This window comes from Shimia aestuarii, assembly GCF_022814865.1.
In the GTDB taxonomy this organism is placed as follows: Bacteria; Pseudomonadota; Alphaproteobacteria; order Rhodobacterales; family Rhodobacteraceae; genus Shimia; species Shimia aestuarii_A.
Genome location: NZ_JAKVRD010000014.1, coordinates 40820 through 63369 on the forward strand (window position 1 = coordinate 40820; position 22550 = coordinate 63369).

Sequence of the window (22550 nt, forward strand, 5' to 3'; positions counted from 1 at the left end):
TTATCGGACATCAAGAGATATGCTAGGACGCAGTTTAATTTCACCACCGGATTCACTTGTCGGATAGCCGGAATTCATGAGATTCAAGCACTTCCCTGAAAAACGAGTCGGGGTTCATGAGATTCTGTACCGGTATTTATGAGACTGGATGAGTCGGTATTTGCGAGACTGGCGCTGTCTCGCGGCTTCTTCGGCAGACTGGCGAGCTCTCTCGTCGCGCTCAGCGCGCCAGAACCGGGCCGCGATGCTTCGCCTCAGCGAGAGAGGCCATGGGCTAATCGCCTGCCGGACCCTTCCCTGCCCCTCCGCATCGCTCTCGAGCATGACTGAGATCGCCCATTTGACCGGATCCTCAATGATCCGCCCGACGCCGACCGTCAGCGCGAAACATTGCAAGAGCGAGCCCTGCGCCAGGGCTTGAAGACCGGGCCGCACCGGCTTGGCAAGCACTGGCGCCACCTGATCGTATTCGGGGACAACGACCGTCAGCGCCTGTCGGAGGATCGGCGTGGTCAGAAAATCTTGATAGTCCCGCCGGTCTTTCAGAGACATTCGAGGCTGCTCGCCGACGTTCGGCGGCGAGGCGCGGCGATGCCGTGCCGTCAGAACCTGAAGCACTTCGGGCGCTTCCAGGTCTCGCTGCCCAGCACCGCGCGCCCAGGCATCGAGATACGCGGCACCAGCCTCGGCATGCCCTTCAAGTCTCTTGAAGCGATCCGTACCGAACCGGACGGAGAGGGTCTCGCCGGTGGCGTCCCGAAACTCCACACCATGCACCGGGCAGCGAAATCGCCACGGCAGCGCGGCGGCTTTGCGCTGCAGGTCTTCGGGACAGTGCGGACACGGAGACCGGTTCTTCCGCGCGATCATCATGCGCACCGCAGGCCCCAGTTCCCGAAAAGTCATGGCCTGCACCGCTTCGGGCGAAAGGCCGGTCCGAGCCGCGATCAGAGCCCCCTGCCCTTCCGAAAGACGCCATTCCAAGTCGAACACGTCGTGCCCCTTTAGACCAAGCGCGGCGACGAATTCCGAAACCGTCATGGCGTAGAACGGGGCCATGCGGGTAGCCCAGGAAGACAGCCGTTCGTCGACCTCGGGGAGGTAGACAACCGGCAGGCGCCCGCGCGCCGTCACACCGGCTCTCCCAGGACCGCCTGCAACCGGTCGCCGCCCAGAATATCGCGCGAGAGAATGCGTTCCTCCCCGCTTTCGATGGCGGCGATCGCCAGCTGCGACAAGATCGAAAAGATGCCCGAGGTGATGCCGCCAGTCACCTTGATCATCCGCGTGAGTGCCTTCTCGTCGATCTGGCTTTGGCGCCGAAGAGGCAGCGTGCGCGTGAGCGTGCTCATCAGCCCGTTCAGATCCTCGCCCTCGCGCCAAGGCGGCAACGCGAAGGCCTCGAAACGGCGCACCAGCTGATCATCGGTGCGCAGCGCGTTGCGAGCCTGCGCTGTACCAACACAGACCAGCGGGATGCGCAGCTCGTTGCCCAGAAAGCGCAGCATGTTCAGGAATCGTGCCTGTTCGCGGATCGTCCCCGCCTGCAGGCTGTGAATCTCGTCGATGACCAGCATCCCCGGACGCAATTCGGCGAGCAGACGCAAGGCCAGGCTTTCCAGCACAGACAGTGTCGCCCGCGGCGGCTCCGGGGCACCAATCGTCGCCAAGATCCGGCGGTAGAAGCGCGATTCATCAGGCCCAGACACCATCTGCACGGCGACGACCGGCATATGCAGCCGTCCGCTGGTCTCGTCGAAGCTCGATGCGTGGTCGCGGGTGAACTTCTCGATGATCATGGTCTTGCCCATGCCGCTGTCGCCGACAATGAGCAGGTTCGGCATGCGGGCGCGCTCGGGAAACGACATCAGGGTTTCCAGCTTCTCCAAGGCGGCCTCAGCCCTGGGGTAGGAGATCCAGCGGTCGGCGCGAATCCTATGAATGCGCTCCTCGGCACTGAGCGCGGCGATCTTGCCGGCTCCCGGATAGAGATGCGGGAACTCAGTCATCCTCGTACCACTCCTCGACCTTGAAGCCGGGGTGGCTGAGAAACGTGCTCCCCTCCCCTTCCGGCGCAGGCAGGGCATCTCGCGCGGCGGCATCCGGTGTCACATTGATCATCGGCAGAGGGGCCAGATGTGCCCGCCGTGCCTGGTGGCGCCGTATCGCCTTCGTCTGCCGCTCGGCGCTGTCGACGAGGTCGCGCTGTGACTCGATCGTCCTGAAAATCAGTTCCGCATCTACCGACCGGCGCCCGGCCTCGCGCAAAGCGCGTCGCGCCGCGCGGTGCTCCCAGAGCGTGACCGCAGGCCGTGTCAGATCCGCCGGTCGGGCTTCGATGATCCCGTTCTCTGTCAGCACGAAGATGCGCGAAAGATCACGCGGATCGTATTTGAGCGTGAACTTGCGGCTTTCCCGGCCCATCAGCCAGCGCAACTCGTCCGCCCAGTAGCGGATGTGGAAGAGATGCAGGCCATCGCGCTGCAGGACACGTTGCTCCGAGGGCAGGAAATCGACGAGGAACTGCCTCAGATCGGCGGGCATGCGGAGTTGGGCCTCTTCCACCCGCGCGGCCCAGACAACTGCAGGTGTGGTTTCCAGCGCGCTGTGGACCCGCGCATGGTAGGAGCCAGTGATCTCGAGAGCGAGCCAGGTTTCCAGCTCTCCGAGCGTCATCACCGCCTCAGCCTCAGAGTCGAGACCACCGCGCTCGAATATGTTCGAGAAATGCGAGCCCGGCAGTAGGTGAATCGCGCCCATCATCGTTCCGATCAGCCGCTCGATATGGCCGCCATAGCGCGGCGTTCCGGGCGGGCGGTGCCGCAGATCGATCTGATATTCGGAACAGGCCCGCTCGAAGGCGCGCGCGTGGAACTCCGCGCCATTGTCCACGTAAATCGCGCTCGGGATACCATGAGCGGACCAGTCCGTATTGATCCCACGCGCCGCCAGCCAGTGCGATTTCTCCATCACCGCATGGGTCAGACACAGTGCGACGGCCAGCAGTGATGGCGGCTCCAGCGACAGATGAAACCCCAAAACCATGCGGGTGTTCACATCGATTGCCACAGTCAGCGTCGGACGACCGAGCGGGCGACGCGTCACCGGGTCGACCACTGTCACATCGGCCTTGGTGTGGTCGATCTGGACGATGTCGAGCGGGCGGGCCGCAGTGAGGCCTCCCGGTGTGGCCAGATGGCGTCGCTCCGCCTTGTCCTTCCCCTCCCGCCGGGCCATCAGTTTAGCTTGGTCATGTTGCTCCAGCCAGCGGCCCAAACGCCGGATCGAGGGTGGCGCCAACCCTTGCGCCTGACAATCGGCAGCGACCTCCCGCCAGAACCGGGTCTTGGTGGGCTTGCGGCGGGTGGCATAGAAAACCCTGAAATGGTGGGACACGATCGCTTCCACCGCCGGGTCCAGGGGCTGCATGCCCGGTTTGGGCCCCCGGGTATCCCGTAGCAGTGCACTGGTCCGCCCGTCTTCGCGGAACTGCTTCACCAGACGAAAGAGCGTGGATCGGCTGACATTCAACTGGCGCATGGCCCAGTCGACATTGCCCTGAGTGAGCTGGACCGGCAGCTCCGCGATCACTTGCGCGCGGCGCTCGGCCTCTTCCCAATCCTTGTCAGCTGGAAAATTATCGGACATAACTTACTCAGTGCATGGATGCCGGATAGTCTCACAAATGGTGACTCAAATCGGCGTCCAGTCTCACATACCCTGAATCGGTTTCAGAAATGCGACACAGGCAAGCTGTTGAAAACAAATGGAACGCAGTCTCAGAAATTCCGGCAGACCGACAAAAATGGCCTCAGAAGACGAGAAATCGAGATCATCTCACTCTGATGCGCTTCAGGATGCTCAGGTCGACGAGAGAGATCAAGTAAAGAGCGATACGATTGCCCTGCCCTCCCATGTCGCCGGGTCCGGCACGCTCGACCGTCTGGTTGAGAACGCCCGCGACTACGCAAAAGCCTCGACGGCTGAGAACACCAACAAGGCCTATGCCGCGGACTGGAAGCACTTTGCCCGCTGGTGCAGGTTGAAGGGAACAGACCCCCTGCCCCCGTCACCGGAGATGATTGGCCTTTATCTGACCGACCTGGCGGCACCGACAGGCCCCTCCCCTGCCCTATCCGTCTCAACCATTGACCGTCGTCTGTCCGGACTTGCGTGGAACTATGCGCAACGCGGGTTCTCGCTCGACCGCAAGGACCGGCACATCGCGACCGTCCTGGCCGGGATCAAACGCAAACATGCGCGCCCTCCGGTGCAGAAGGAAGCGATCTTGCCCGAAGACATCCTCGCCATGGTCGCCACCCTGCCCTTTGATCTGCGCGGGTTGCGGGATCGGGCCATCCTGCTCATCGGATATGCCGGCGGGTTGCGCCGTTCCGAGATCGTCAGCATGGATGTTGGCAAGGACGATACGCCAGATTCCGGCGGTTGGATCGAGATCCTCGACGACGGTGCCGTGCTGACATTGAACGCCAAGACCGGCTGGCGCGAGGTCGAAATTGGCCGCGGGTCCACTGATCAGACCTGTCCAGTCCATGCGCTCGAGCAATGGCTGCACTTTGCGAAGATCGACTTCGGGCCAGTCTTCGTCCGTACGTCGCGGGACGGAAAGAATGCGCTCGAAGCCCGGCTCTCCGACAAACACGTCGCCCGTCTTATCAAGACCACCGTCCTGAAATCTGGCATCCGTGCAGAACTACCCGAGAAAGAACGCCTCGCGCTGTTCTCGGGCCACAGCTTGCGTGCCGGCCTCGCCAGCTCAGCCGAAGTCGACGAGCGCTACGTTCAAAAGCAGCTCGGGCATGCCTCGGCTGAGATGACCCGCCGCTACCAGCGCCGCCGGGATCGGTTCCGGGTGAACCTGACCCAGGCCGCAGGTCTCTGACCCCCTGCCCCATCACGCTGCCTGCCCGATGAGCCTGCCATAGAAGCTGCGCTCGAGATGCAGCTCCCCTGCCCCGGCCTTCTCGACCATACCGCGCAGGTATCCGCCTGGAGAGCCTACTTCGCCAGCGCAATGCTTGTCGAAGGTCAAAACCAGCGCCGCGGTTGCGATTTGAGGTCCAAGACGGTCCTGAGCGAGGTTCCAGGCGTGCTCTGAGACGCCAATCATCGGCCTCAACTGCCCGGCAACCCGGTGCAGATCGCCCCAATCCTTGAGATATCCGCCGATATTGCGTGCCCAGGACGCGAATTCCGGACATGCCTGCATGACTGTCGGCAAATCAAGCGCAGCACCGCGTTTTTTGCGGGTTTCAGCAACCCAGTCTTCCAGCTCGCTATCCACCCGCTCCTCCGGTGGCGCATTGGGCACCACGCCCGCCGCTTCCTCTTTTTCTGAGGAATTACAGGTTACAGGATTAAGTTGGTTTGTAATTAGTATATGAGGTTCAGAAACGACCTCCCTGGGGTCCATTTCTTGAGTCTTTTCACTGACTTGTTCGGTGATTTCAGTGGTGTTTTCCACAACCTCATCCGCCCGAATTGCGTTGAGATAGGTCGCCTCGACGCGCTCCTGAAGCTCCCTGAACCATGCCAGGAGCCGTTCAAGCGTTTCAGAGGCCGTGTTCCGGCGCGGCAGACGGTCCAGGAGCTCCATAAGCAACCCTGAAAGATGCTCCCAGGGCCCTTTCAGCGTGCTGCTGAAGGCCGCTTCGATCCGGGCACGGATCATCCGGCGCGCAACCGTGATCTGGCGCTTAAGGCGTTGGCAGAGCTCACGCTCGGCCTGCAGTTCGGCCTGCAGCTGCTCGAATTCCTCAACACGGGCTGACAGCGGCGACAGATCGAAGCCGTAGGCCTCGATGATGCGACCGTCAGCATCTCTGCGGCCCCATCGTTTGCCGTTTGGACTGTCCTTGAAGGAAATCACGCCGATCTCCGCCAAGCGCCGCGCATGGCGCTTGAGTGCCGAGAGCGAGAAGCCGGTCTGCTCCATCAGATAGGCGTTGGAGGCCCAAACGATCGGCCGGCGCCCCTCCTCCCAGTCCTGGGCCTGTGTGAAAGCTCCAAGCGTGTCGAGCAGCAGCATATCGCCAGCCTTGAGGCCGATATGAGCAGCAACGCGCTTTACCGCCACGAATGCTTGGGTTTTGGGAACGGCAGCCTTTTCTCCGGCCTGTGCGTGCTGTTCAGCGACTGCGAGTCCGGCAGTCGCTTTGCGCCACCCCGAGGGTTGGTTGACATTGGACATACCTCCACCGTTCTGAGGCATGACTGTCCCAGTCGCTCCATGCGGAGCATCGTCGAATTTTGTCATTACATTGCCAGCAGGCAAAGATTTCCCGTTCGCTCAGGAGCGTTTTCTCTTGTGTGGTGATTCGGTGGCTGCTAGATTCTAGGTGTCTAATCTAAGAATTGCGCTTTGCGCAGCAGCCCTCGAAGCTCCGGTTTCGGGGGTTTCTCTTTGCTCGCCTTCCTCCTTTCTGCTCGTCCTCAGTTTTCATCCGTCCGGTTTACAGCTGTAAACTCGGCGTAGGATCTCTTGATAATTTCAGCCAGGTTATCGTCGAGCCATTCCGCAAACTTCGCATTGGCACCCGATTTCTTAGCCGACATCGAAATCGATCCACGTCCTGTCTTGATAGTAACACCCTCAACCGGTGTGACCTCCGAGGAGCCTTGGCCTTGCCGTGCACCTCGTTTGGAAGCTTCTTTCAGCAGCAGAACCAGTCGATCATCTGAGCTCACTTCCTCTCCGCATTTTTGAAGAACTGACACTGCAGCCTTCTCAGTAAGCTTCTTGGAGATGAAAAGCTCCGCGAGAGCGGTCCACTTCGGTCTGCCAGATCTCGGAGCGGCACCGATGAGATCTCCAACCTTAACCGGCACATTCTGGGTCACTTTCATCAAGTGCGAGAGACCCGAGGCGGACAAGCTCAATACTTGCCGCACCGTCGGAGTCGCGTGCCCGGCCTCAAGGATGGCCTCGGCAAACCGCGCCTTTTCATAAAACGATAGGTTGCGGCGAGCGGCGTTTTCCAAGCCCTTCGCTAGAAGAGCTGTCTGGTCATCTATGTCTTGGACATTGGCGCGTACTTTGATGCCGAGTTCCCGGCAGGCTCTTAGGCGTCGTCTACCATAGATGGCCTCAAACCGCCCCTCGGACTTCGCCTTACGGACGAGGATTGGTACCTGCTGTCCCCCGTCCTGGATGCTGCTTTTGAGTGCATCGAAACCTTCGCCGTCGTCTTCAGAGTTTACAGCTGTAAACTCATCGAGCCTATCTACAGGGCCCCAGTCATCAATTAGGTTCGGATCGATTTCACGAATTGCGGCAAGTGAACCCTGAAGTGCCCCGAGAGCCGGAGCACTTGTCTTCGCAACCTTGTCCGCCGGCTTAGCTCCAGACCGGGCGATGGTACTGGCGATGCCAGACATTTCTTGGAGTGATTTCCTAGCCATTATGAACGCCCCCATGCTTGATGGATCATTCGCTCGACTTCTTCGCCCACGGCGTCCATTGAGTCCTTGGCGCGATCGTATGTTGCTCGCGTCATTTCAGAACGAACAACCTCATAGATCGACTGTTTAAGCATCGTTGCATCGCTTATTGCTGTGCTCTTCAGCGCAGTCGCTGACATTACGCGATCCTGAAACAGTGCGCGCATGAACGATGTAAGCTGCTGGGAAGGCACATCCGTCGGTTCGTCGCGGGTGACCAAAAACTTGAAATGATCGTATTGCAGCGTTGCGCCGGCGTCTTCGATAACCCCCATGTACGCGCCCGCAAGCTCGAGAAACTGGGCCGTGGAAGAAACGTCCAGCATGGAAGGTGTAAGCGGCACGACAAGCGAGCTCGCTGCTGCCATCCCAGCAATTGTCAAAAAGCCAAGTTGTGGAGGGCTGTCCACTAGAACGAGATCGAAGTCACCTTCGACTTGCGCCAGTGCGTTTCTTATCCGCGTAAAGAACGGCTGATCAGGGTTAGAATGAACCGCAGATTCTGTCTCGAACTCTGAAAGGATCAGTCTCGAGGGTGCGATAGACAATCCTGGAAAGTACGTCGCTTGTACAACGTCGGCCATGTTCACGGGATCATCGTAACGAATAGCATCATAGATCGTCAGACCATCAAACTCGATCTCCGGACTGATCCCACACATCGAAGTAAGAGAACCTTGTGGGTCGAGATCAACAACGAGGACTCTGTACCCGCGAAGCGCGAAATAATGGGCCAGGTGAATAGTGGTGGTGCTCTTACTGCTACCGCCTTTGAAGTTCATCAACTGCCAAACCTGGAGCTTTTCTTCGGAGGATCGGCGCGGCACATACCGTCCCTTTGTTCGGGATGAACGCTCCAAAATCTCGCGTGCGTCCCAAATTTCCTGGGCAGTGTAGTATCGACGGCCACCCCGAATGTCATCGGGCTCAGGGACGGTTCCCTCCACATGCACCTTTCGCATAAATTGACCGGAAACACCTAGAAGCTCGGCGACTTCTGGAGCAGCGAATTTACGCAGGGTCTTGGTATTGTCTGGGGCGAATGCCGCAAGTAGGTGTTCTCGAATTGCCGCATTCAACCGCTCGGAAATCTCAGTTGCGAGAGCTGAAGGCCTTTCGGTAGCTAGTGGTGTCACTGGAATCATGTGGTTGCCCCAATTTCGAAAATGTGGCCTTTTTCGCGCCACTTGGGGATAACAGGTGTGATTCACCCATCTAAGTCAAGGTTTTTCGCTGATTTAGTGTCTAATGCGACAGGGTTAGACTATATACGCCACTGAGGAAACCAGATTGGTTTACAGGTGTAAACCCTCCAGCGAGGGTTAAAACCTCGCTGGAGTTTTCGTTCAGGCTTCCTTCGGGCCCCAGGGGATCACCGCCTGAAGCGTGTCATCATCCTGATTTGCGGCCTTGCCGAGATTGGCATTGAAGCCGAAGTCCCGGATGCTCATGGTGAAGTAGTCAGCACCGGTGTCGCGGTTCTGCTTTTTCCAGATGCCACCGCATTCGACCAGGCGACCGCGTGGCGAGCGACCGAGAACACGGTGCGTCGGTGCCATCGGATTGTCGCTTGTAACGGGCTCGACTGTGATGTCGATGTCGAAGGTCAGGGTGGAGATCGAACCGACACCCTTAGCGGTCTCGATGTCGGCACTTTCGAATTTGATGCAGTTGGTGGTCATTGCCTTGCTCCTTTTCTGGTGTTGCAATGATGGTCAGAGGGCAGGGGACAAAGGCCTGAACACACCGAAGGCGAAGCGAAGCGGAGAAGGGCAGGGGGTCTGAATTTTGCTCCGCGCGGAATGCCCATGGGGCAGGGGAAAATTCTGGCGACCGCCCTTTGAGTTCGGGGCGGACCCTGCGACCAGCATGTCATGCAACACCGAATTAAGGTGCAAAGACTGACACCCTAAGGCGTTCAGGAAGTGCCGGGCAAAGCGTGAGTGAACGGCCCCCAAAGACTCCGCCTTTACCACGTCGACTATCCAAGAGGACAAACTGCGACACCCATGGTTGCCATGTTCAGCAACTGGCACCAACAGCGCCGACACGGCCAAATGAAAGGGCCGGTGGAGAACCTCGCCACCGGCCCCGTTTCACGTGGGAACACACCCGCACAGGCTACGCCGAGCTTTCGCGAGTCCCCGGAAAATCATCAAGCCACCAGGGAGAGCTGAAGATATCGATCGGTGATGCGCCACAGGCCGGACAATGCCAGAGGTTGGCGGCGACGGTCTTTCCAGACGATTGTTCATCGCAATGCAAACAGTACCAGGTATCACTCTCATCCCGATGAATCGGATGAAGGGCACGACCTTGGGCGTCCGGCTTCGTTGAGCGCCTTGGCCAGTCCGAAGCAATGCGTGCACGCACCTGTTCGGCTTTGACATTGGCAATTTCCAAGGCGCGAGCAACAAAGTCGGGATCACTTGTTGGGTTCACCTTGTACCGTCTGTCGGTCACCTGAACAATTGGCGGTCTCGAAGGCGCCTCAGGGACATGGATGAGCCAGCCGCGGCCGCTCATGTAGACGTCATCCATAGAGACATCGATCCTGTAGTGATGTGGGCCGATCTGTCCCTGGCTTTCACCGCCGGGATCGCCGAACATCTCGGAGGTCGCATCTGGCTCTCCTTCGTTCGGAACCGCTCTAGGATTGACTTGTTCAAGCAAGCCGGTCGCTTTGGACAGGTCATCCGGCTGTGGGGTCCACCCATTCTTGTTGGCAGCGGACACCGCGTACCAATGGGCATGTCCGAGTTCCTGAGCCACCATATCGAGTGCCTCATGGTGGTCGATGCGTTTTGACCTCGCGATCTTCTTTGCGATGGTCTTCAGGTCTTTCATATTGCGATCTTGAGTCATGATCCATTCCTAGTTCCGGATCTGACTAGGTGCCCGCTACTAATCGATCCGCTAAGAAGGGGTCGATAACAAAACTTCAAGCACTGCAAGGCTTTGCGTGGCGGGCACACCGGCCTGTGCGGAAGGCCGATTTCAATATCGGGTTTCCACCTAGGATCGTCAAGTATTTGTCCGGTTCGGTTTTTTTGAAATCAATCCGCACCGCCCAGGCGGTGCTCCCGCGCGGATAGCGCCGGTCCGGCGGCGGGGCAGGGGGCTCGGCCTTCTGCCCCGCCGCCGGACAATTTTGCAGGCTTCGCGTCTTGATGCTAACTCAAACAAAAAAGACCCCACCGAAGCGGGGCCAGTTGGGTCTCCCCACGAAGGAGCCATCAGGTGCAGTCGGGCACCCATTTGTCGAGTTTGGCTTTCTGTTCCAGTGTCACCCCCATGAGCTTCTGGGTTGTGGGGTCGATCACGAGCTTTTCCATCTTCTCGGCCTTTTCTGCCTTCTTGAGCTTGGCGAAACCGGCGACACGCTCGTCACGGGCATCGCAGTCGAGAAATTTGCAAAGCAGATCGACCAGATGGCCTGCAGACACCCGCGAGAAGAAATTCTCTGCCGTGGGCGTCCAGTGCTTGCGGATATCGGCCCCGGCCTCGTCCGCGATCAGGCCGAAGAACTCAGCGCTACCAGCCCGGTAGGGCAGGGTACGCGCAATGGCTTCTGTGATCTGGGCATTGCGGGCCTTCTTGCCGGCTTCGCGGAAAGCGGTGAAGGCGTCCGACAGGTCCTCCACGCGAGTGCCTTTCTGCCAGTATTCGCTGGCATCGATCCCGTGCTGAAGACGCGGCTCGCTGGAAAATCCGTTTCCCACGCTTGGCGCGTTGGTCGGACGGTCCAGTCGAATGCCGAAAACGCTCTCGATACTGCCCGAGACTTCCGACAACCCGAACCCCAACAGGTCCAAAACCAGTTCTGGTTTGGCCAGAAGGGCGGCCTGCACCGATGCCAGCCGGATCGCCTGCATATCCGCTAACAGCTTTTGCGAGTAGGGAGATTTCGGGGTGTCAGACTTGGTGGTCTGCGGCGCTTGCAGAACGCCAGCCTCAATGGCCGCTTTCTTGTCCTCCGGGCGAACCAGACCGGCGGTGATCTCAAGGTTTCCGGACCTGCTGACAAGGATGATGCAGCCCGCATGGGCTTTCTGGTCCTCGGAATAGTCACCGTCGAGAGTGGCCTGCAATTCCGAGAGCCGCGCTTCACCGTCCTCGTCCAGAACCCCGCCATTGGCCAATTCCGCCAATTCGTCATATTCCTCTGCTTCCGCCTCGGTCAGATCGCCCTCGATGGGGTAGAGGCGGGCCAGCTTCATCTGATCCAGTTCGTAGTAGTTGAGCCAGGCCTCGGGCCGGGCCTCTGCCCATGCCCAGCCTTGAGCATCAATCAGATCGGCACGGGCTTCGTCCAACTTCTCGGCGAACAGGCGATCCAAAAGGGCAGGGGAAGCGAGGAAGACCTCGTCGGAGAAGAGATCGCGTGTGACCGTGCCGCCCTCAGCCTCATAGGCTTCGATCCCAACGTACTTGGCGCGACGGTCCGTGGCCTTGATCGCATCGGGTTGCAGCGCGTTCTTGATGGCGCTCTCGGACACCGCCTGTCCCTTCACCTGATCCAGAAGACTCAAGGTCAGCGCCTCGTCATCGGAGAGGGTGAAGGCCTTGGCGGTGCCGAGACTGATCTCACCCGCCGAAAGCGCGTCGAGCACCGGCTCGGGCAGGCCCGCCAAAGCCAGCCGCTGATAGACGCGGGCTTCGGTGACTGCGAAGGCGAGGGCGACTTCCGGCACGGTGGCCCCGCGCGATTTCATGCGACCGAAGGCGCGGATTTCATCCGCCGGGGTCATATCCACACGGGCGGCGTTTTCGGCGCTGGCCCAATCCTCGGCCTCGGCAGCGTCAGCAGCGAGTTTGACAGGCACGGTGGTGAAGGCGTGGTCTTTGGACCGCTCGGCAATCATCTGAATGGCGCGAAGGCGGCACCCGCCCGCGACGATCCCAACCTTTCCATTCTCGTCCATGAGGCCTGCAAGATTGTGAATGAGGCCAAAGCGCTCGATGCTGTCGGCCAGCGTCTCGATGTGAGCTTCGGAAACAGCGTTGCGTGGATTAAGATCAGAGACGGTGAGCATCTCCAAGGGGATTTGCAGGATCACGGCGCTGGCGGCATCGGTTTGGATGGGTTGTTGTTTCGTCATTGGTTTGTCCTTTCGGATGGGTGTCAGGCCCGCTTAGAGCGCAGCCCAGGCGCTCGGCGGCTGGTTTTGTTGATGGGGTAGGGGAGGGGGCCGGGCCGCTCATGCGACCCGACCCAGAGGCGTCACCACCAGCAGGAATAGATCACGGTCGACCCTCGTGCGATTTCGGCCCGCGCCCAAGCGCAGAACTCCAGATCGTAGTCGCGGTATTCAGTGGCCTGCTCGTCTTGAAACTGATGCCATAGAAGAACCCGCCCTCGCAATGGGGCAGGGCGCCTCCTTTCACCGCTTGTTCCAGCGTGTCGATGTCGGCGGTTTCGAGCTTCAACTCACCGCAGTTCAGATCGGAGGCAGAAAGCCCGGTCCGCTCGGTGTAGAGACCTTCCATGAAGGTTTGCAGCTTCGAGTGCTTGCGCCAGACGAACTTGGGGCTTTCGCCCTCATCGCCGCTCTCGGGGGTTTTGACATATGCGTATTGATCGAGGCCCATGGCCTGCTCCTTTCGTGGTTAGAGCGGCGCGGTGCTCGATTTCTCCGACCGTTTGGCCTTGGCCCGCTTACCGCCAGTGGCGGAGGCCTCGACTGATCTGTCAGCCCGAAAAGCCCCCGTGCTTTTCGGCTGGGCAGAGCAGGTGAGGGCGATAGCCCGTCCTGCGGCCGGAAGGCGACCCGACACAGGGGGCCGGAGCGGTGAAATCGGGAGGGACCCGCGCATCCGCGCGGGAGGAACCGGATTTCTCCGAGGAGGCTGGCGCGGCACGCGACACCAGAGCCCCTGTTCGGGGCGCCGACCGGATGGCAGGCGGAATTCAACACTGGAAACCTGCCAGCCGGGTTAGAGCGAAGCGGAGACCCGGCTGACCATTGATTCAAGCGATCGCGGTCTCGCCCGCGATCTCACCTGAGACATGCACGAAGGATCGCCACCGAATGGCGGAGACGCGGGTCACGCGGCTCCGGGCGTAGCCAAGAGCCTGGTCAGCGCTGGAGCGCTGGCGTGCCAGTCAAAAGTATCTTCCACCAGATTCCTGCACCCTGTTTCGAGATTCCGAGCAGTCATTTTCCAAAGAGTCGGCGATTTTTCTTGATATTTCCCCAACCCACAGATATTTTGGCTCCAAATCAGATTCTCAGAGCAGAAACCAGATATGGAACACTTTTCAGCGGTACAAAGCATCATTCGCGCAGGCCTTAACGGCGATGCCAAAGCAGTGGACAAGCAAGTTCGCCGCCTACAGAGCCGCCTCCGGAAGGCCGGCTCGGAGAAGGAAGTGGAAGTCCTGGAACGCCTCCTGCACGCCGCCTCTGAAACAAAAGAGCTGGCACCGAGCCGAGTAGAAGTTTCGAGATCGCTTGTCACTGGGGAAGAACTGTCTCGCGACGCTAACCCGCCGATAGATCGTGAGACCGGCGCCGCTCTTTGCGAGATTGCTTTCCCGAGTGATGAGATCGTTACACCGGTTCACGGTGCGACTGTGGGTGAAGCCGTCGAGGGTATGATCGAGGAATGGCAGAGTGCGGCCCTGTTGAGTTCGATGGATGTTGAGCCAACAAAAAGCGTTTTGATTTACGGTCCTCCGGGGTCAGGAAAAACACTGACGGCTCACTACGTCGCAAATCGGCTCGGCTTGCCTCTGTTAACTGCACGCATCGACGGGCTCATTTCGTCGTTTCTTGGCACAACTGCTCGCAACATTGCTGGGTTGTTCTCCTTTGCGAACCGCTATCGTTGCGTGCTGTTGCTGGACGAGTTTGATGCTCTGGCCAAGCTCAGAGACGACCCTCAGGAGATCGGAGAGATCAAGCGTGTGGTGAATACGCTCCTGCAGAACCTGGATGAGCGGCGCAGGCATGGGATTACCATTGCGATCACAAATCACGACAGGCTTCTCGACCCAGCTGTTTGGCGGCGGTTCGAAAGCCAGATCCACATCGATGCTCCGCACTCCGATGCCCGCGAGCATATGATTGCCCGCTTCCTCAAGCCCGTCCCTGCATCTCCAGCAACAATCAAGCTGTTTGCTTACTGTCTGGCGGGATTGTCGGGCGCAGATCTGGAGCGCGTCTGCACGGCTGTAAAGCGCACTCTCGCACTGAACAAAAGCCCGCAGAACGCGGCCTCAGTGTTTGACGCCCTTGTTGGAGTTTTGTCGAAGGCTCCGCATCTGGAAAACCAAGCAGCGTGGATGCTGACGGAAGATCTCGAGGCATTTGTTAGCCTTGCGGCGAATGATCATGACCTTCGGCTCAAGCAAACGGAAATCGGAGAAGCCACAGGGTTCGGTCAGTCCAAAGTGAGTGAGATCAAGCAAAAGAAGCGCCATCTCGAAGTAGCGGAGCGGTTCGTTGCCCAATAATCCAGTCCAGATCATCCTGAACGACCAAGACTTCCATCAGGCACCCGAACCGGGGCAGCCACCTAGGAATAAGGATTTCTTCGACGGTGCTGACGCTGCCTTCGAACGCCACAAGACCGCGCTACTGGAATCGCTGAAACAGGCCAAATTGGAGATTTCCGAACAAGAATTTGGCCCAGCGGCATATCTGAAGGTGCAAATGCGCACCGAAGCACTCGCGAAATCCTATCGCCCAGTGTCATACCTCTTTAAACCGGCGCAGTTTCCCTGCGTTGGGGCGGATGCTGTTGGCACCTTGTACTTCCGCGCGCCGGAGTTTTATCTGGACGCACTGATCAGGCGGGTGAACGAAGCCGAGATCGTCGTAGAAACCAAGTTTCGGCAATCGGATGGCGAGAGCTACAAGGCTCCATCAGCCGCGCGTGCTGAAGTCGGTGCGATCGACGCGATTGAGATCGCGCCTTCAGTGGAAAAGCGGCAATTCTCTGTGGCGGAAGCGGTTCGTCTACTTAGCGACCCGGCATCGGTTTCAGGTTATCAGATCGAGCTCTTTGAGACGCCTGAGAGACGTGAAATCACAGACGATGTGACCGGTCGTCGAGCTCTCTTGGCAAGCCTCGAACAACTCCTCCTAGGTCTGGGACAGGGGGCCCGCACGTTCATTGCCACCGAGATCGGCCGCACGCCCGTCCTCGAGCTGCAACTAACACGCAGTGACACTCGTGCCATCGTTGACAGTGGGATCGGTCTGAGTTCAGGGGAAGCAACTCCAGCAGTAAGATCGGCAGAAGCTGACCTGAATCCTGATCGGCATGAAGCCGCTCTTAGCTCGCTGCAAGCGCACCCTCTGGTTCGTGCAATCCGTCCTCCGATCCAGCTCACACTGGCAGATGATCCGGCTTGGACAAGTACTATGGAGGTCGAAGACCAAGGGTTGGATATCTCAATTCCTGTCCCGCAGCCCAATGCAACGTATCCCAGATTGGGCGTCATCGACTCCGGCATTTCGGATATCTTGGGCGATTGGATTGTAGATCGTTTCGACTACCTCGACCTTTCGGATTGTGATCCTCAACACGGAACGGCCGTTGCCGGGATCGCAGCAATGGGGCAGGGCATTAATGCACCGAACCTGGCCCCCGAACCCGATGGGTGTTTGGTGTACGATGCTGCACTGTTCCCGAAGGGCAACTTCATGCGCGAGTACCCGAAGGGGTTTTCAGATTTCCTTGAAGAGCTCGAGCAAGCGGTGATCGAGGCCAAGGATGCTCATGGTATTCGGATCTTTAATCTGTCTATCAATGCAATTTCGGACGTCGAAGCGAGCCGGTACAGCATCTATGCCGCTAGATTGGATCAGATCGCTGATACGCACGGCGTCCTGTTTATCAACTCAGTTGGCAACTTGCCCAAGTCCCAGGCGCGTGCGCCATGGCAGGCAAAACCAAGCGTCGTTAAGACTTATTTCGCCAACCGAACCTCGCCGGATACACTGCAGAAGCCTTCGGAAAGCGTGCGCACCTTGTCAGTGGGCGCTCTGAACCCACCTGGGACGGCACATATTGCAGACGCGCCGACTACCTACACCCGGCGCGGCCCAGGTCTACAAGTTGGGGTGAAACCAGACGTCGCTGCATACGGTGGTGCCGGCGAGACAAATCCAGCGAAAACCACGGGAATGTCTTCGCTTTCCGTCACAGGCCACAAGACAAAAGTCGTCGGCACGAGCTTCGCTGCTCCACTGATAGCCCGAAGTGCTGCGGAATTGGATACCGCAACTGCTGGCGGACTGACGCCTGAGGCGATCAAGGCCATGATGGTGCATAGTGCACAGATGCCAGATCCGCTAACAAAACGCGGTTTGAAAGATATTGCTCGTCAGTTCGCAGGGTATGGCCGCCCCTGCGGCGCCATGGAGATGCTCGAAACCGACGATCACCAAGTCACCCTGGTTTTCCAGAGCCGCCTTACAATCGGGGAGCGAAAACCAGCAATCCTGCGCTTTCCTTTTAGTTGGCCCCAGGCCCTAGTCAGCGGAAGTAGTTGCTCCGGCAAAGTGCGCATGACCTTAGCATACGCACCGCCATTGGACCCGGCGTTCGGTGCAGAGTTCGTTCGGGTAAATCTCGAAGCGTCGCTTAAACAGCGCCTGATAGAGACCAAAAAAGACGGCGGTGTCCGCTTCGCTAATCGCGCCAAACCGAAATACCTGCCGAACGCACAAGGCCTTGCCGTACCTGAGAAGGCGTTGATCAGTCATGGATTAAAATGGTGGCCACTAAAGCAGTACGAGATGACGCTGAACGAAGTCGGAGAGACAACCGATTGGCGGTTGGAAGTTACGAGCTTGGTTCGGGCCGAAACGACCTTTCCTGCTGACGGCGTACCCTTCGCACTGGTCATGACAATCGAAGACCCAGATGGCACGCAGCCCGTGTTCAGCCAAGTTCAGCAGCAACTTCAATCCAGCCGGGCAAACGCTCAAGCCCTGCGTAGTGTGTTTAGACTGCGCCCAAGAGCATAACTTTTCATGACAACGACCGACGGAACCCACATTTCTATTACCATACCAAACATCTCCTCGCTCGGTGATGAGGACATGCCTGCAATCGCACCTTTTCGCGACGGCCGGTGGAGTGCTCAAACCAAACAGCTATTGGCCACGTTTAAAACGCGGAGACTGGATCTTAACCGGGGCTGGGCTTCAACCTCGACCGAATGGAGCTGCCCTTGCTGTAAGAGGCACAAACGCCAGATCGTCAGGTTGACGCCAGGAGGGGTTTTGCTCTGCCATCTGGAACTTCACCATGATCATCTGGATGATTTGGTAAAGAAGTTGTTCGAGGAGATCCTCTCCTGTTGCGATAATCCGGAGATCCGTGTGCAGATCAGTCGTGCAGAAGGGGCACTCAGACCACTTGTGGAGCGTTTTGAATCCGCCCAGATTTGCGCGGATTGCAATCTTGCGGATGGGCGTGTGAAGCGTGAGCTTTGGGATGAAATCGCGCCGCATTTCACATTCACGCCGTCGGAAATCGCCGACTTCATCACTGTGAGCGACAACCGCGTGCACGAAGTAGATTTCGAACGCGCCCGGGCCATTTGGGAGAAAGAGAAGGAAGGCTTAGCTGACCGCGTCGACTTTGCTAGGCGGATGGCAGCGAGAATTGCAAAAGGCCGCCACCATCGTGAGGTCGCGCCGGGTCAAAAAATGCAAGGCCAGCCGCAGGCCAGAGACATCCTGTTTCGGCTTTGCCAAGAAGAACTACCAGACATTCACAGTCTGCACCTTGGCGCTGCAATAGAGACCCGATCTGTGGCCCGCGATGGTGTGGGCGGAAACCAAAGGCCTTCTAAACGGAAGAATGTAAAGCCGCCAACAGATGCCGAATACTCGATGCTCGATGCGGAGCAGAGCGCGAATAGCAAACACTGGCGCAATGCAGGAGATACCTGGAAATGCCAGTGCTGCGGGCGCACCAAAAGAGATATTTGCCGACGCTCTAATCGCGGGAAATGGACAGCAAGGATTCACCGTTTTGAAGGGTTCGACATTGAGGTTGACGCAGAGCAACTTTGGCGGCGTCGACTTGATGGAGCGGGGGACATCGTCATTTCCGAACCGAAATACGAGCTGATTTGCCAGGACTGCCGAGAAATTGTCGCCAAACAAAGACAGCGACGAGCGGACCTGGACGCCCGGGCACTAACACTGGAAAATCTGCGAGAGTTGGCAACTCCGGCCACGGCAAACGTTGCTCACGACGTGAACTTCGAGAGTGTCGAAGAGTTGATCACCAACAACTCATCGCTTCTAGAAGCGATTGCCGAATTTGAAGACCACCAGCGTCGGGCCACAGATGCTCGCATCAAACAGATCAGGCTAAGGAAAGCTGGCTGCACCGCTTCAGAGGCGCGCGACCTTATCGGCTACGAGATAGCGAAGGCGCGGGATTGGGAGCTGGAAGAGGGTGACGACCATGCGGATTGGCTGCTGGCAGAAGCAGCCCGCCTTGGCCCAAACTAGGGACACCAGGTGGTCTAATGAGTAACCGGAAAAATGAAACGACCCAAATTCTCCAACAACATCGTTCGCTGGCCATCCTACGATTCCTGAGCCGGTCTCCAGAGTATCGGTCTAACGAGGATGTGCTATTGGACTGGCTACGCCACCTCGCATTGACATGCACGCGCGCAGAATTGCGTACACTTGCATCGTCTCTCGAAGGAGACGGGCATCTGCGATCGGAAATAGTAGAGGAACTGCATATCCTAAAGTTGGCGGAGAAAGGGCTGGAGACAGCTGAAGGCAAGACGATTTCAGAGGGAGTAAAACGACCAGAGCCTGAGTGCCCTTATTGAATTGCAGATACAGAACCCAACCTGAAAACATGATGACATTGCCTTCGCCGTTGGGAAAGGCACGGCCTACTAAATTCATGAAAAATATGGATTTATCGAGAAACTCTCCGTAATGTCGAAACGATCCATTGTATTGCGGTTTTCCTAAGTTCCTAAAGGATACGCTCGCCACCGGCCTTCACTGGAAACGGCAAGGTTTGGATTTCCGTGTGAAACACGGCCTGATTTGTAAGAAAGACATTTAGACAAACTACGAGGCTGACATGACAAACTCTGGATCTCGATGGCTGCGATGGGAACCGCATATCCACGCACCCGGAACTGTCCTCAACGACCAGTTCAAGGGAGCGGATAGCAGAGAACAATATCTCTCGAAGATTGAGGCTTCGAGTCCGCAAATCCATGCGCTCGGGGTCACAGACTATTATTTGCTGGACACTTACCAAGAAGTTCGCGCGGCAAAATACCAAGATGGTCGGCTTTCTGGTGTGGATCTGATATTCCCAAACGTCGAACTTCGACTGGCATTTGGGACAGTCAAAGGCAATTGGGTCAATTGCCATCTGCTCATCAATCCAGAGGATCCAGATCATGTGCAGGCAACACAACGCTTTCTGGCGCAACTGACATTTGATTTTTCTGGTGACCGATTCACCTGTACGCCCGATGATCTTACGCGGCTCGGTTCAAAGATTGACGGCAAGCTGACCGAACGAGCTGCGCTCGCCCGTGGGGCAACACAGTTCAAGGTCAGTTTTGAGCAATTGGTGGAAGTCTATCGGGCTGTTGATTGGGCAAAACAGAACATCCTCATCGCCGTTGCAGGCAGTGGCAATGACGGCACCTCCGGCATGCGGGGAGAATCCGAAGGCGCCCAACGCCAAGAAGTCGAAAAGTTTGCCCATATCGTTTTTTCGAGTAGCCCAAGTCAGCGTGACTACTGGTTGGGGAGGAAGACCTCTGAGAGCGATATTCGGCAGCGCTATGGTGCACTCAAGCCATGCCTTCATGGCAGCGATGCTCATGATACGGAGAAAGTCGGTGTTCCGGACGGCGATCGTTTCTCCTGGGTTAAGGGTGGTGCTCATTTTGACACTCTCAGGCAAGCGGTCATTGATCCTAGTGGGCGTGCCTATGTGGGAGCAGCGCCACCCATGCGCGCAACACCTTCGCAGGTAATTTCGCGTGCGACCATTGTGGGTGCCGACTGGGCGGCCTCGCCACAGATTGATCTCAACCCAGGTTTAGTCGCAATCATCGGAGCACGTGGTTCTGGAAAGACTGCCCTTGCCGATGCAATTGCTGCCGGTTGCGATGCGGCTTCTCAGAGCTTAAGCACGGCATCCTTCCTAATCCGTGCCGGCGATCTGTTGTCGGGCGTTAGCGTGACGATCGATTGGGGTAGTGGCGATCCGTCGGAACGCGATCTCCTCGATTACGAGTATGATCCCGAACTTGAGGGACGGTTTCCCAGAGCACTCTACCTTTCGCAGAAATTCGTCGAAGAGCTCTGTTCAGCGGACGGTATGACGGATGCACTTCTGGCAGAGATAGAGCGCGTCATTTTCGAGGCTCATCCAGAAAAAGATGGAACGTTCCGGTTCGATCAACTGCTCGAACTCCGTGCAACCCGGCATCGTTTGGCGCGAGGACGCGCGGAGGAAGCCATCGTTTCTCTTTCGGATCAGATCGGTGCGGAGCGAGAGAAGCGGTCAAGAATTGAGGGCCTCAAGCAGCAGCTCAACCAGAAAGAACGTCTGGTTAAGGGATTGGAAACTGATCGGGACAAGCTCATCGTGAAAGGCAGCGAAGCTCGGGCAAAGAGGCTCACTGTTATTGCCAATGCAGCCGAGAAGGTCCGCTCATATGTCCGGTACTTTGTAAATCAGGAAACCTCGCTGTTGTCGCTACAGGACGAAGTCAAAGCGTTCCGAGAAAACAAGGCACCAGAGACCTTGCGTGCGACGAAGGCTAGTTTCGTTGCGACCCGTCTCGAAGAAAGCGACTGGGATGACTTTCTTCTTGAATATCACGGCGATGTCGACGCAGCACTTAAGGCAAAACTCGCCACGGCACAGCAAAACGCCAATGACTGGCGGGGAACCATCCCAGATCCGATTGCGGATATCAATCAGCCCTACCTTTCTGAAGAGGCGGATCCGGAGAAAACGTCTCTTGCCGTACTGGAAGCCGAAGCTACGCGTCTTCAAAAGCTCATCAACATTGACACCGAGACCGCTCAAAAGTTTGCCGGACTTGTAAAACGGATTGCTGGTGAAAATACGCAGATTGAGAACCTACGAACTTCATTGGCCGACTGTGAGGGGGCCGCGGAGCGAATGCGAACGCTCAGCCAAAGCCGACAGCAGGCGTATGTAAATGTGTTCGCTGCCATCATCGCCGAAGAGCAAGTTTTGCGCGATCTCTATCAGCCGTTGGTCGACCGGCTCCAAGCTGCACAAGGCACGCTGCAGAAGCTCTCATTCTCGGCCACTCGAAAGGCCGATGTCCGCACGTGGGCTTCTGACGGAGAAGGATTGTTCGATCTGAGACGGGCAGGGGATTTCAAGGGCAAAGGCTCGATCGAGCAATGGGCGAACACTCACATCAGAGCAGCTTGGGAGACCGGAGATGTCGCATCAATTGATAAGGCACTCCAACATTTCACAGAGGAATGGCAAGACGAACTAATGGCCGTCGCAAATGTGCCGGCTGATGACGCGGCGGCGTATCGAAACTGGTTGATGCGTTTTGCAAAATGGCTGTTCAGCACGAACCACATCCAGATCGAATATGGTATCGACTATGAAGGGACAGACATCACCAAATTGTCGCCTGGCACGCGCGGCATCGTGCTTTTGCTACTCTATCTCGCACTCGACGAAGCCGACCAACGGCCTCTCATCATTGATCAACCGGAAGAGAACTTAGACCCCAAATCGATTTTTGATGAACTCGTTAGCTTGTTCGTCGCCGCAAAGGCAAAACGGCAAGTCATCATGGTCACTCACAATGCCAATCTCGTGATAAACACTGATGCGGACCAGATCATCGTCGCGACTGCCGGTCCACACAGCCCGGGCGAGTTGCCCCCAATAACCTACCAATCCGGCGGCCTCGAAGATGCAGAGATGCGAAAACATGTCTGCGATATCTTGGAAGGCGGTGAAGAGGCATTCAAAGAGCGCGCACGACGTCTCCGGGTGCGACTTGAACGATAACCAGACTTAGGCGGCCCCAACGCTCGCGTCGACTATAGGATTGCGGA

At 57.7% G+C, this 22550-nt stretch carries 16 protein-coding genes; 6 read left to right on the top strand and 10 right to left on the bottom strand.

What is annotated here, in order from left to right; translation table 11 throughout:
• Positions 1–114: 114 nt before the first annotated feature.
• The 3 genes from MK745_RS13705 to MK745_RS13715 are packed head-to-tail and all read right to left on the bottom strand — an operon-like array spanning position 115 to position 3648.
• The gene (locus MK745_RS13705) at positions 115–1134 is read right to left on the bottom strand and encodes a TniQ family protein (RefSeq protein WP_243613872.1); all 1020 of its coding nucleotides are present in this window, start codon (positions 1132–1134) and stop codon (positions 115–117) included.
• On the bottom strand, positions 1131–2009 hold the full coding sequence (locus MK745_RS13710) for a TniB family NTP-binding protein (RefSeq protein WP_243613873.1): 879 nt from the start codon (positions 2007–2009) through the stop codon (positions 1131–1133). The genes MK745_RS13705 and MK745_RS13710 overlap by 4 nt, the downstream gene beginning before the upstream one ends.
• A complete protein-coding gene (locus tag MK745_RS13715; RefSeq protein ID WP_243613874.1) occupies positions 2002–3648 on the bottom strand; it encodes a Mu transposase C-terminal domain-containing protein in 1647 nt (548 codons plus the stop codon). Before MK745_RS13715 ends, MK745_RS13710 begins: the two co-directional genes overlap by 8 nt.
• Positions 3649–3805: 157 nt before the next feature.
• Here MK745_RS13715 and MK745_RS13720 point away from each other — a divergent pair, with 157 nt between their 5' ends.
• Positions 3806–4903 (top strand): tyrosine-type recombinase/integrase, encoded by a 1098-nt coding sequence (locus tag MK745_RS13720; protein WP_243613875.1) that lies wholly within the window; start codon positions 3806–3808, stop codon positions 4901–4903.
• A 12-nt stretch (positions 4904–4915) separates the two neighbouring features.
• On the opposite strand, the gene repC is transcribed toward MK745_RS13720, so the two are convergent.
• From repC to MK745_RS13755, 7 genes are all read right to left on the bottom strand, one after another.
• Positions 4916–6232, bottom strand: coding sequence for a plasmid replication protein RepC (gene repC / locus MK745_RS13725; protein ID WP_431978978.1), 1317 nt, complete (start codon positions 6230–6232; stop codon positions 4916–4918).
• Between the two features lie 221 nt (positions 6233–6453).
• Positions 6454–7422: a plasmid partitioning protein RepB gene (repB, locus tag MK745_RS13730; RefSeq protein ID WP_243613876.1), complete on the bottom strand. Its 969-nt coding sequence runs from the start codon at positions 7420–7422 to the stop codon at positions 6454–6456.
• On the bottom strand, positions 7422–8606 hold the full coding sequence (gene repA, locus MK745_RS13735) for a plasmid partitioning protein RepA (protein WP_243613877.1): 1185 nt from the start codon (positions 8604–8606) through the stop codon (positions 7422–7424). The genes repB and repA overlap by 1 nt, the downstream gene beginning before the upstream one ends.
• A 201-nt stretch (positions 8607–8807) precedes the next feature.
• A complete protein-coding gene (locus MK745_RS13740; protein WP_243613878.1) occupies positions 8808–9143 on the bottom strand; it encodes a DUF736 domain-containing protein in 336 nt (111 codons plus the stop codon).
• 439 nt (positions 9144–9582) lie between these two features.
• Positions 9583–10326 carry a hypothetical protein gene (locus tag MK745_RS13745; RefSeq protein WP_243613879.1) on the bottom strand — a complete coding sequence of 248 codons (744 nt, stop codon included), beginning with the start codon at positions 10324–10326 and terminating at the stop codon, positions 9583–9585.
• A gap of 371 nt (positions 10327–10697) precedes the next feature.
• Positions 10698–12563, bottom strand: coding sequence for a ParB/RepB/Spo0J family partition protein (locus MK745_RS13750; RefSeq protein WP_243613880.1), 1866 nt, complete (start codon positions 12561–12563; stop codon positions 10698–10700).
• A gap of 142 nt (positions 12564–12705) precedes the next feature.
• The gene (locus MK745_RS13755; RefSeq protein ID WP_243613881.1) at positions 12706–13053 is read right to left on the bottom strand and encodes a hypothetical protein; all 348 of its coding nucleotides are present in this window, start codon (positions 13051–13053) and stop codon (positions 12706–12708) included.
• 658 nt (positions 13054–13711) lie between these two features.
• Between MK745_RS13755 and MK745_RS13760 the strand changes: the two genes are divergently transcribed.
• The 5 genes from MK745_RS13760 to MK745_RS13775 all read left to right on the top strand — a co-directional run bounded on the left by MK745_RS13760 (position 13712) and on the right by MK745_RS13775 (position 22503).
• Complete coding sequence (locus MK745_RS13760) at positions 13712–14920, top strand: AAA family ATPase (RefSeq protein WP_243613882.1); 1209 nt, start codon at positions 13712–13714, stop codon at positions 14918–14920.
• Complete coding sequence (locus MK745_RS13765) at positions 14910–17444, top strand: S8 family peptidase (RefSeq protein WP_243613883.1); 2535 nt, start codon at positions 14910–14912, stop codon at positions 17442–17444. Before MK745_RS13760 ends, MK745_RS13765 begins: the two co-directional genes overlap by 11 nt.
• 6 nt (positions 17445–17450) lie before the next feature.
• Positions 17451–18947 carry a hypothetical protein gene (locus tag MK745_RS13770; protein ID WP_243613884.1) on the top strand — a complete coding sequence of 499 codons (1497 nt, stop codon included), beginning with the start codon at positions 17451–17453 and terminating at the stop codon, positions 18945–18947.
• Positions 18948–18964: 17 nt separating this feature from the next.
• The gene (locus MK745_RS19895) at positions 18965–19282 is read left to right on the top strand and encodes a VpaChn25_0724 family phage protein (protein ID WP_431978977.1); all 318 of its coding nucleotides are present in this window, start codon (positions 18965–18967) and stop codon (positions 19280–19282) included.
• A gap of 263 nt (positions 19283–19545) precedes the next feature.
• Entirely contained in the window at positions 19546–22503 is a 2958-nt protein-coding gene (locus MK745_RS13775) for a TrlF family AAA-like ATPase (RefSeq protein WP_243613885.1), read from the top strand.
• The last annotated feature ends 47 nt before the right edge of the window (positions 22504–22550 follow it).

Excerpts from the sequence above, each read along its gene's own strand:
- MK745_RS13710 (WP_243613873.1), bottom strand. The coding sequence starts at position 2,009 with ATGACTGAGTTCCCGCATCTCTATCCGGGAGCCGGCAAGATCGCCGCG.
- MK745_RS13715 (WP_243613874.1), bottom strand. The coding sequence starts at position 3,648 with ATGTCCGATAATTTTCCAGCTGACAAGGATTGGGAAGAGGCCGAGCGC.
- MK745_RS13720 (WP_243613875.1), top strand. The coding sequence starts at position 3,806 with ATGGCCTCAGAAGACGAGAAATCGAGATCATCTCACTCTGATGCGCTT.
- repC (WP_431978978.1), bottom strand. The coding sequence starts at position 6,232 with ATGCCTCAGAACGGTGGAGGTATGTCCAATGTCAACCAACCCTCGGGG.
- repB (WP_243613876.1), bottom strand. The coding sequence starts at position 7,422 with ATGGCTAGGAAATCACTCCAAGAAATGTCTGGCATCGCCAGTACCATC.
- repA (WP_243613877.1), bottom strand. The coding sequence starts at position 8,606 with ATGATTCCAGTGACACCACTAGCTACCGAAAGGCCTTCAGCTCTCGCA.
- MK745_RS13740 (WP_243613878.1), bottom strand. The coding sequence starts at position 9,143 with ATGACCACCAACTGCATCAAATTCGAAAGTGCCGACATCGAGACCGCT.
- MK745_RS13745 (WP_243613879.1), bottom strand. The coding sequence starts at position 10,326 with ATGACTCAAGATCGCAATATGAAAGACCTGAAGACCATCGCAAAGAAG.
- MK745_RS13750 (WP_243613880.1), bottom strand. The coding sequence starts at position 12,563 with ATGACGAAACAACAACCCATCCAAACCGATGCCGCCAGCGCCGTGATC.
- MK745_RS13755 (WP_243613881.1), bottom strand. The coding sequence starts at position 13,053 with ATGGGCCTCGATCAATACGCATATGTCAAAACCCCCGAGAGCGGCGAT.
- MK745_RS13760 (WP_243613882.1), top strand. The coding sequence starts at position 13,712 with ATGGAACACTTTTCAGCGGTACAAAGCATCATTCGCGCAGGCCTTAAC.
- MK745_RS13770 (WP_243613884.1), top strand. The coding sequence starts at position 17,451 with ATGACAACGACCGACGGAACCCACATTTCTATTACCATACCAAACATC.
- MK745_RS19895 (WP_431978977.1), top strand. The coding sequence starts at position 18,965 with ATGAGTAACCGGAAAAATGAAACGACCCAAATTCTCCAACAACATCGT.
- MK745_RS13775 (WP_243613885.1), top strand. The coding sequence starts at position 19,546 with ATGACAAACTCTGGATCTCGATGGCTGCGATGGGAACCGCATATCCAC.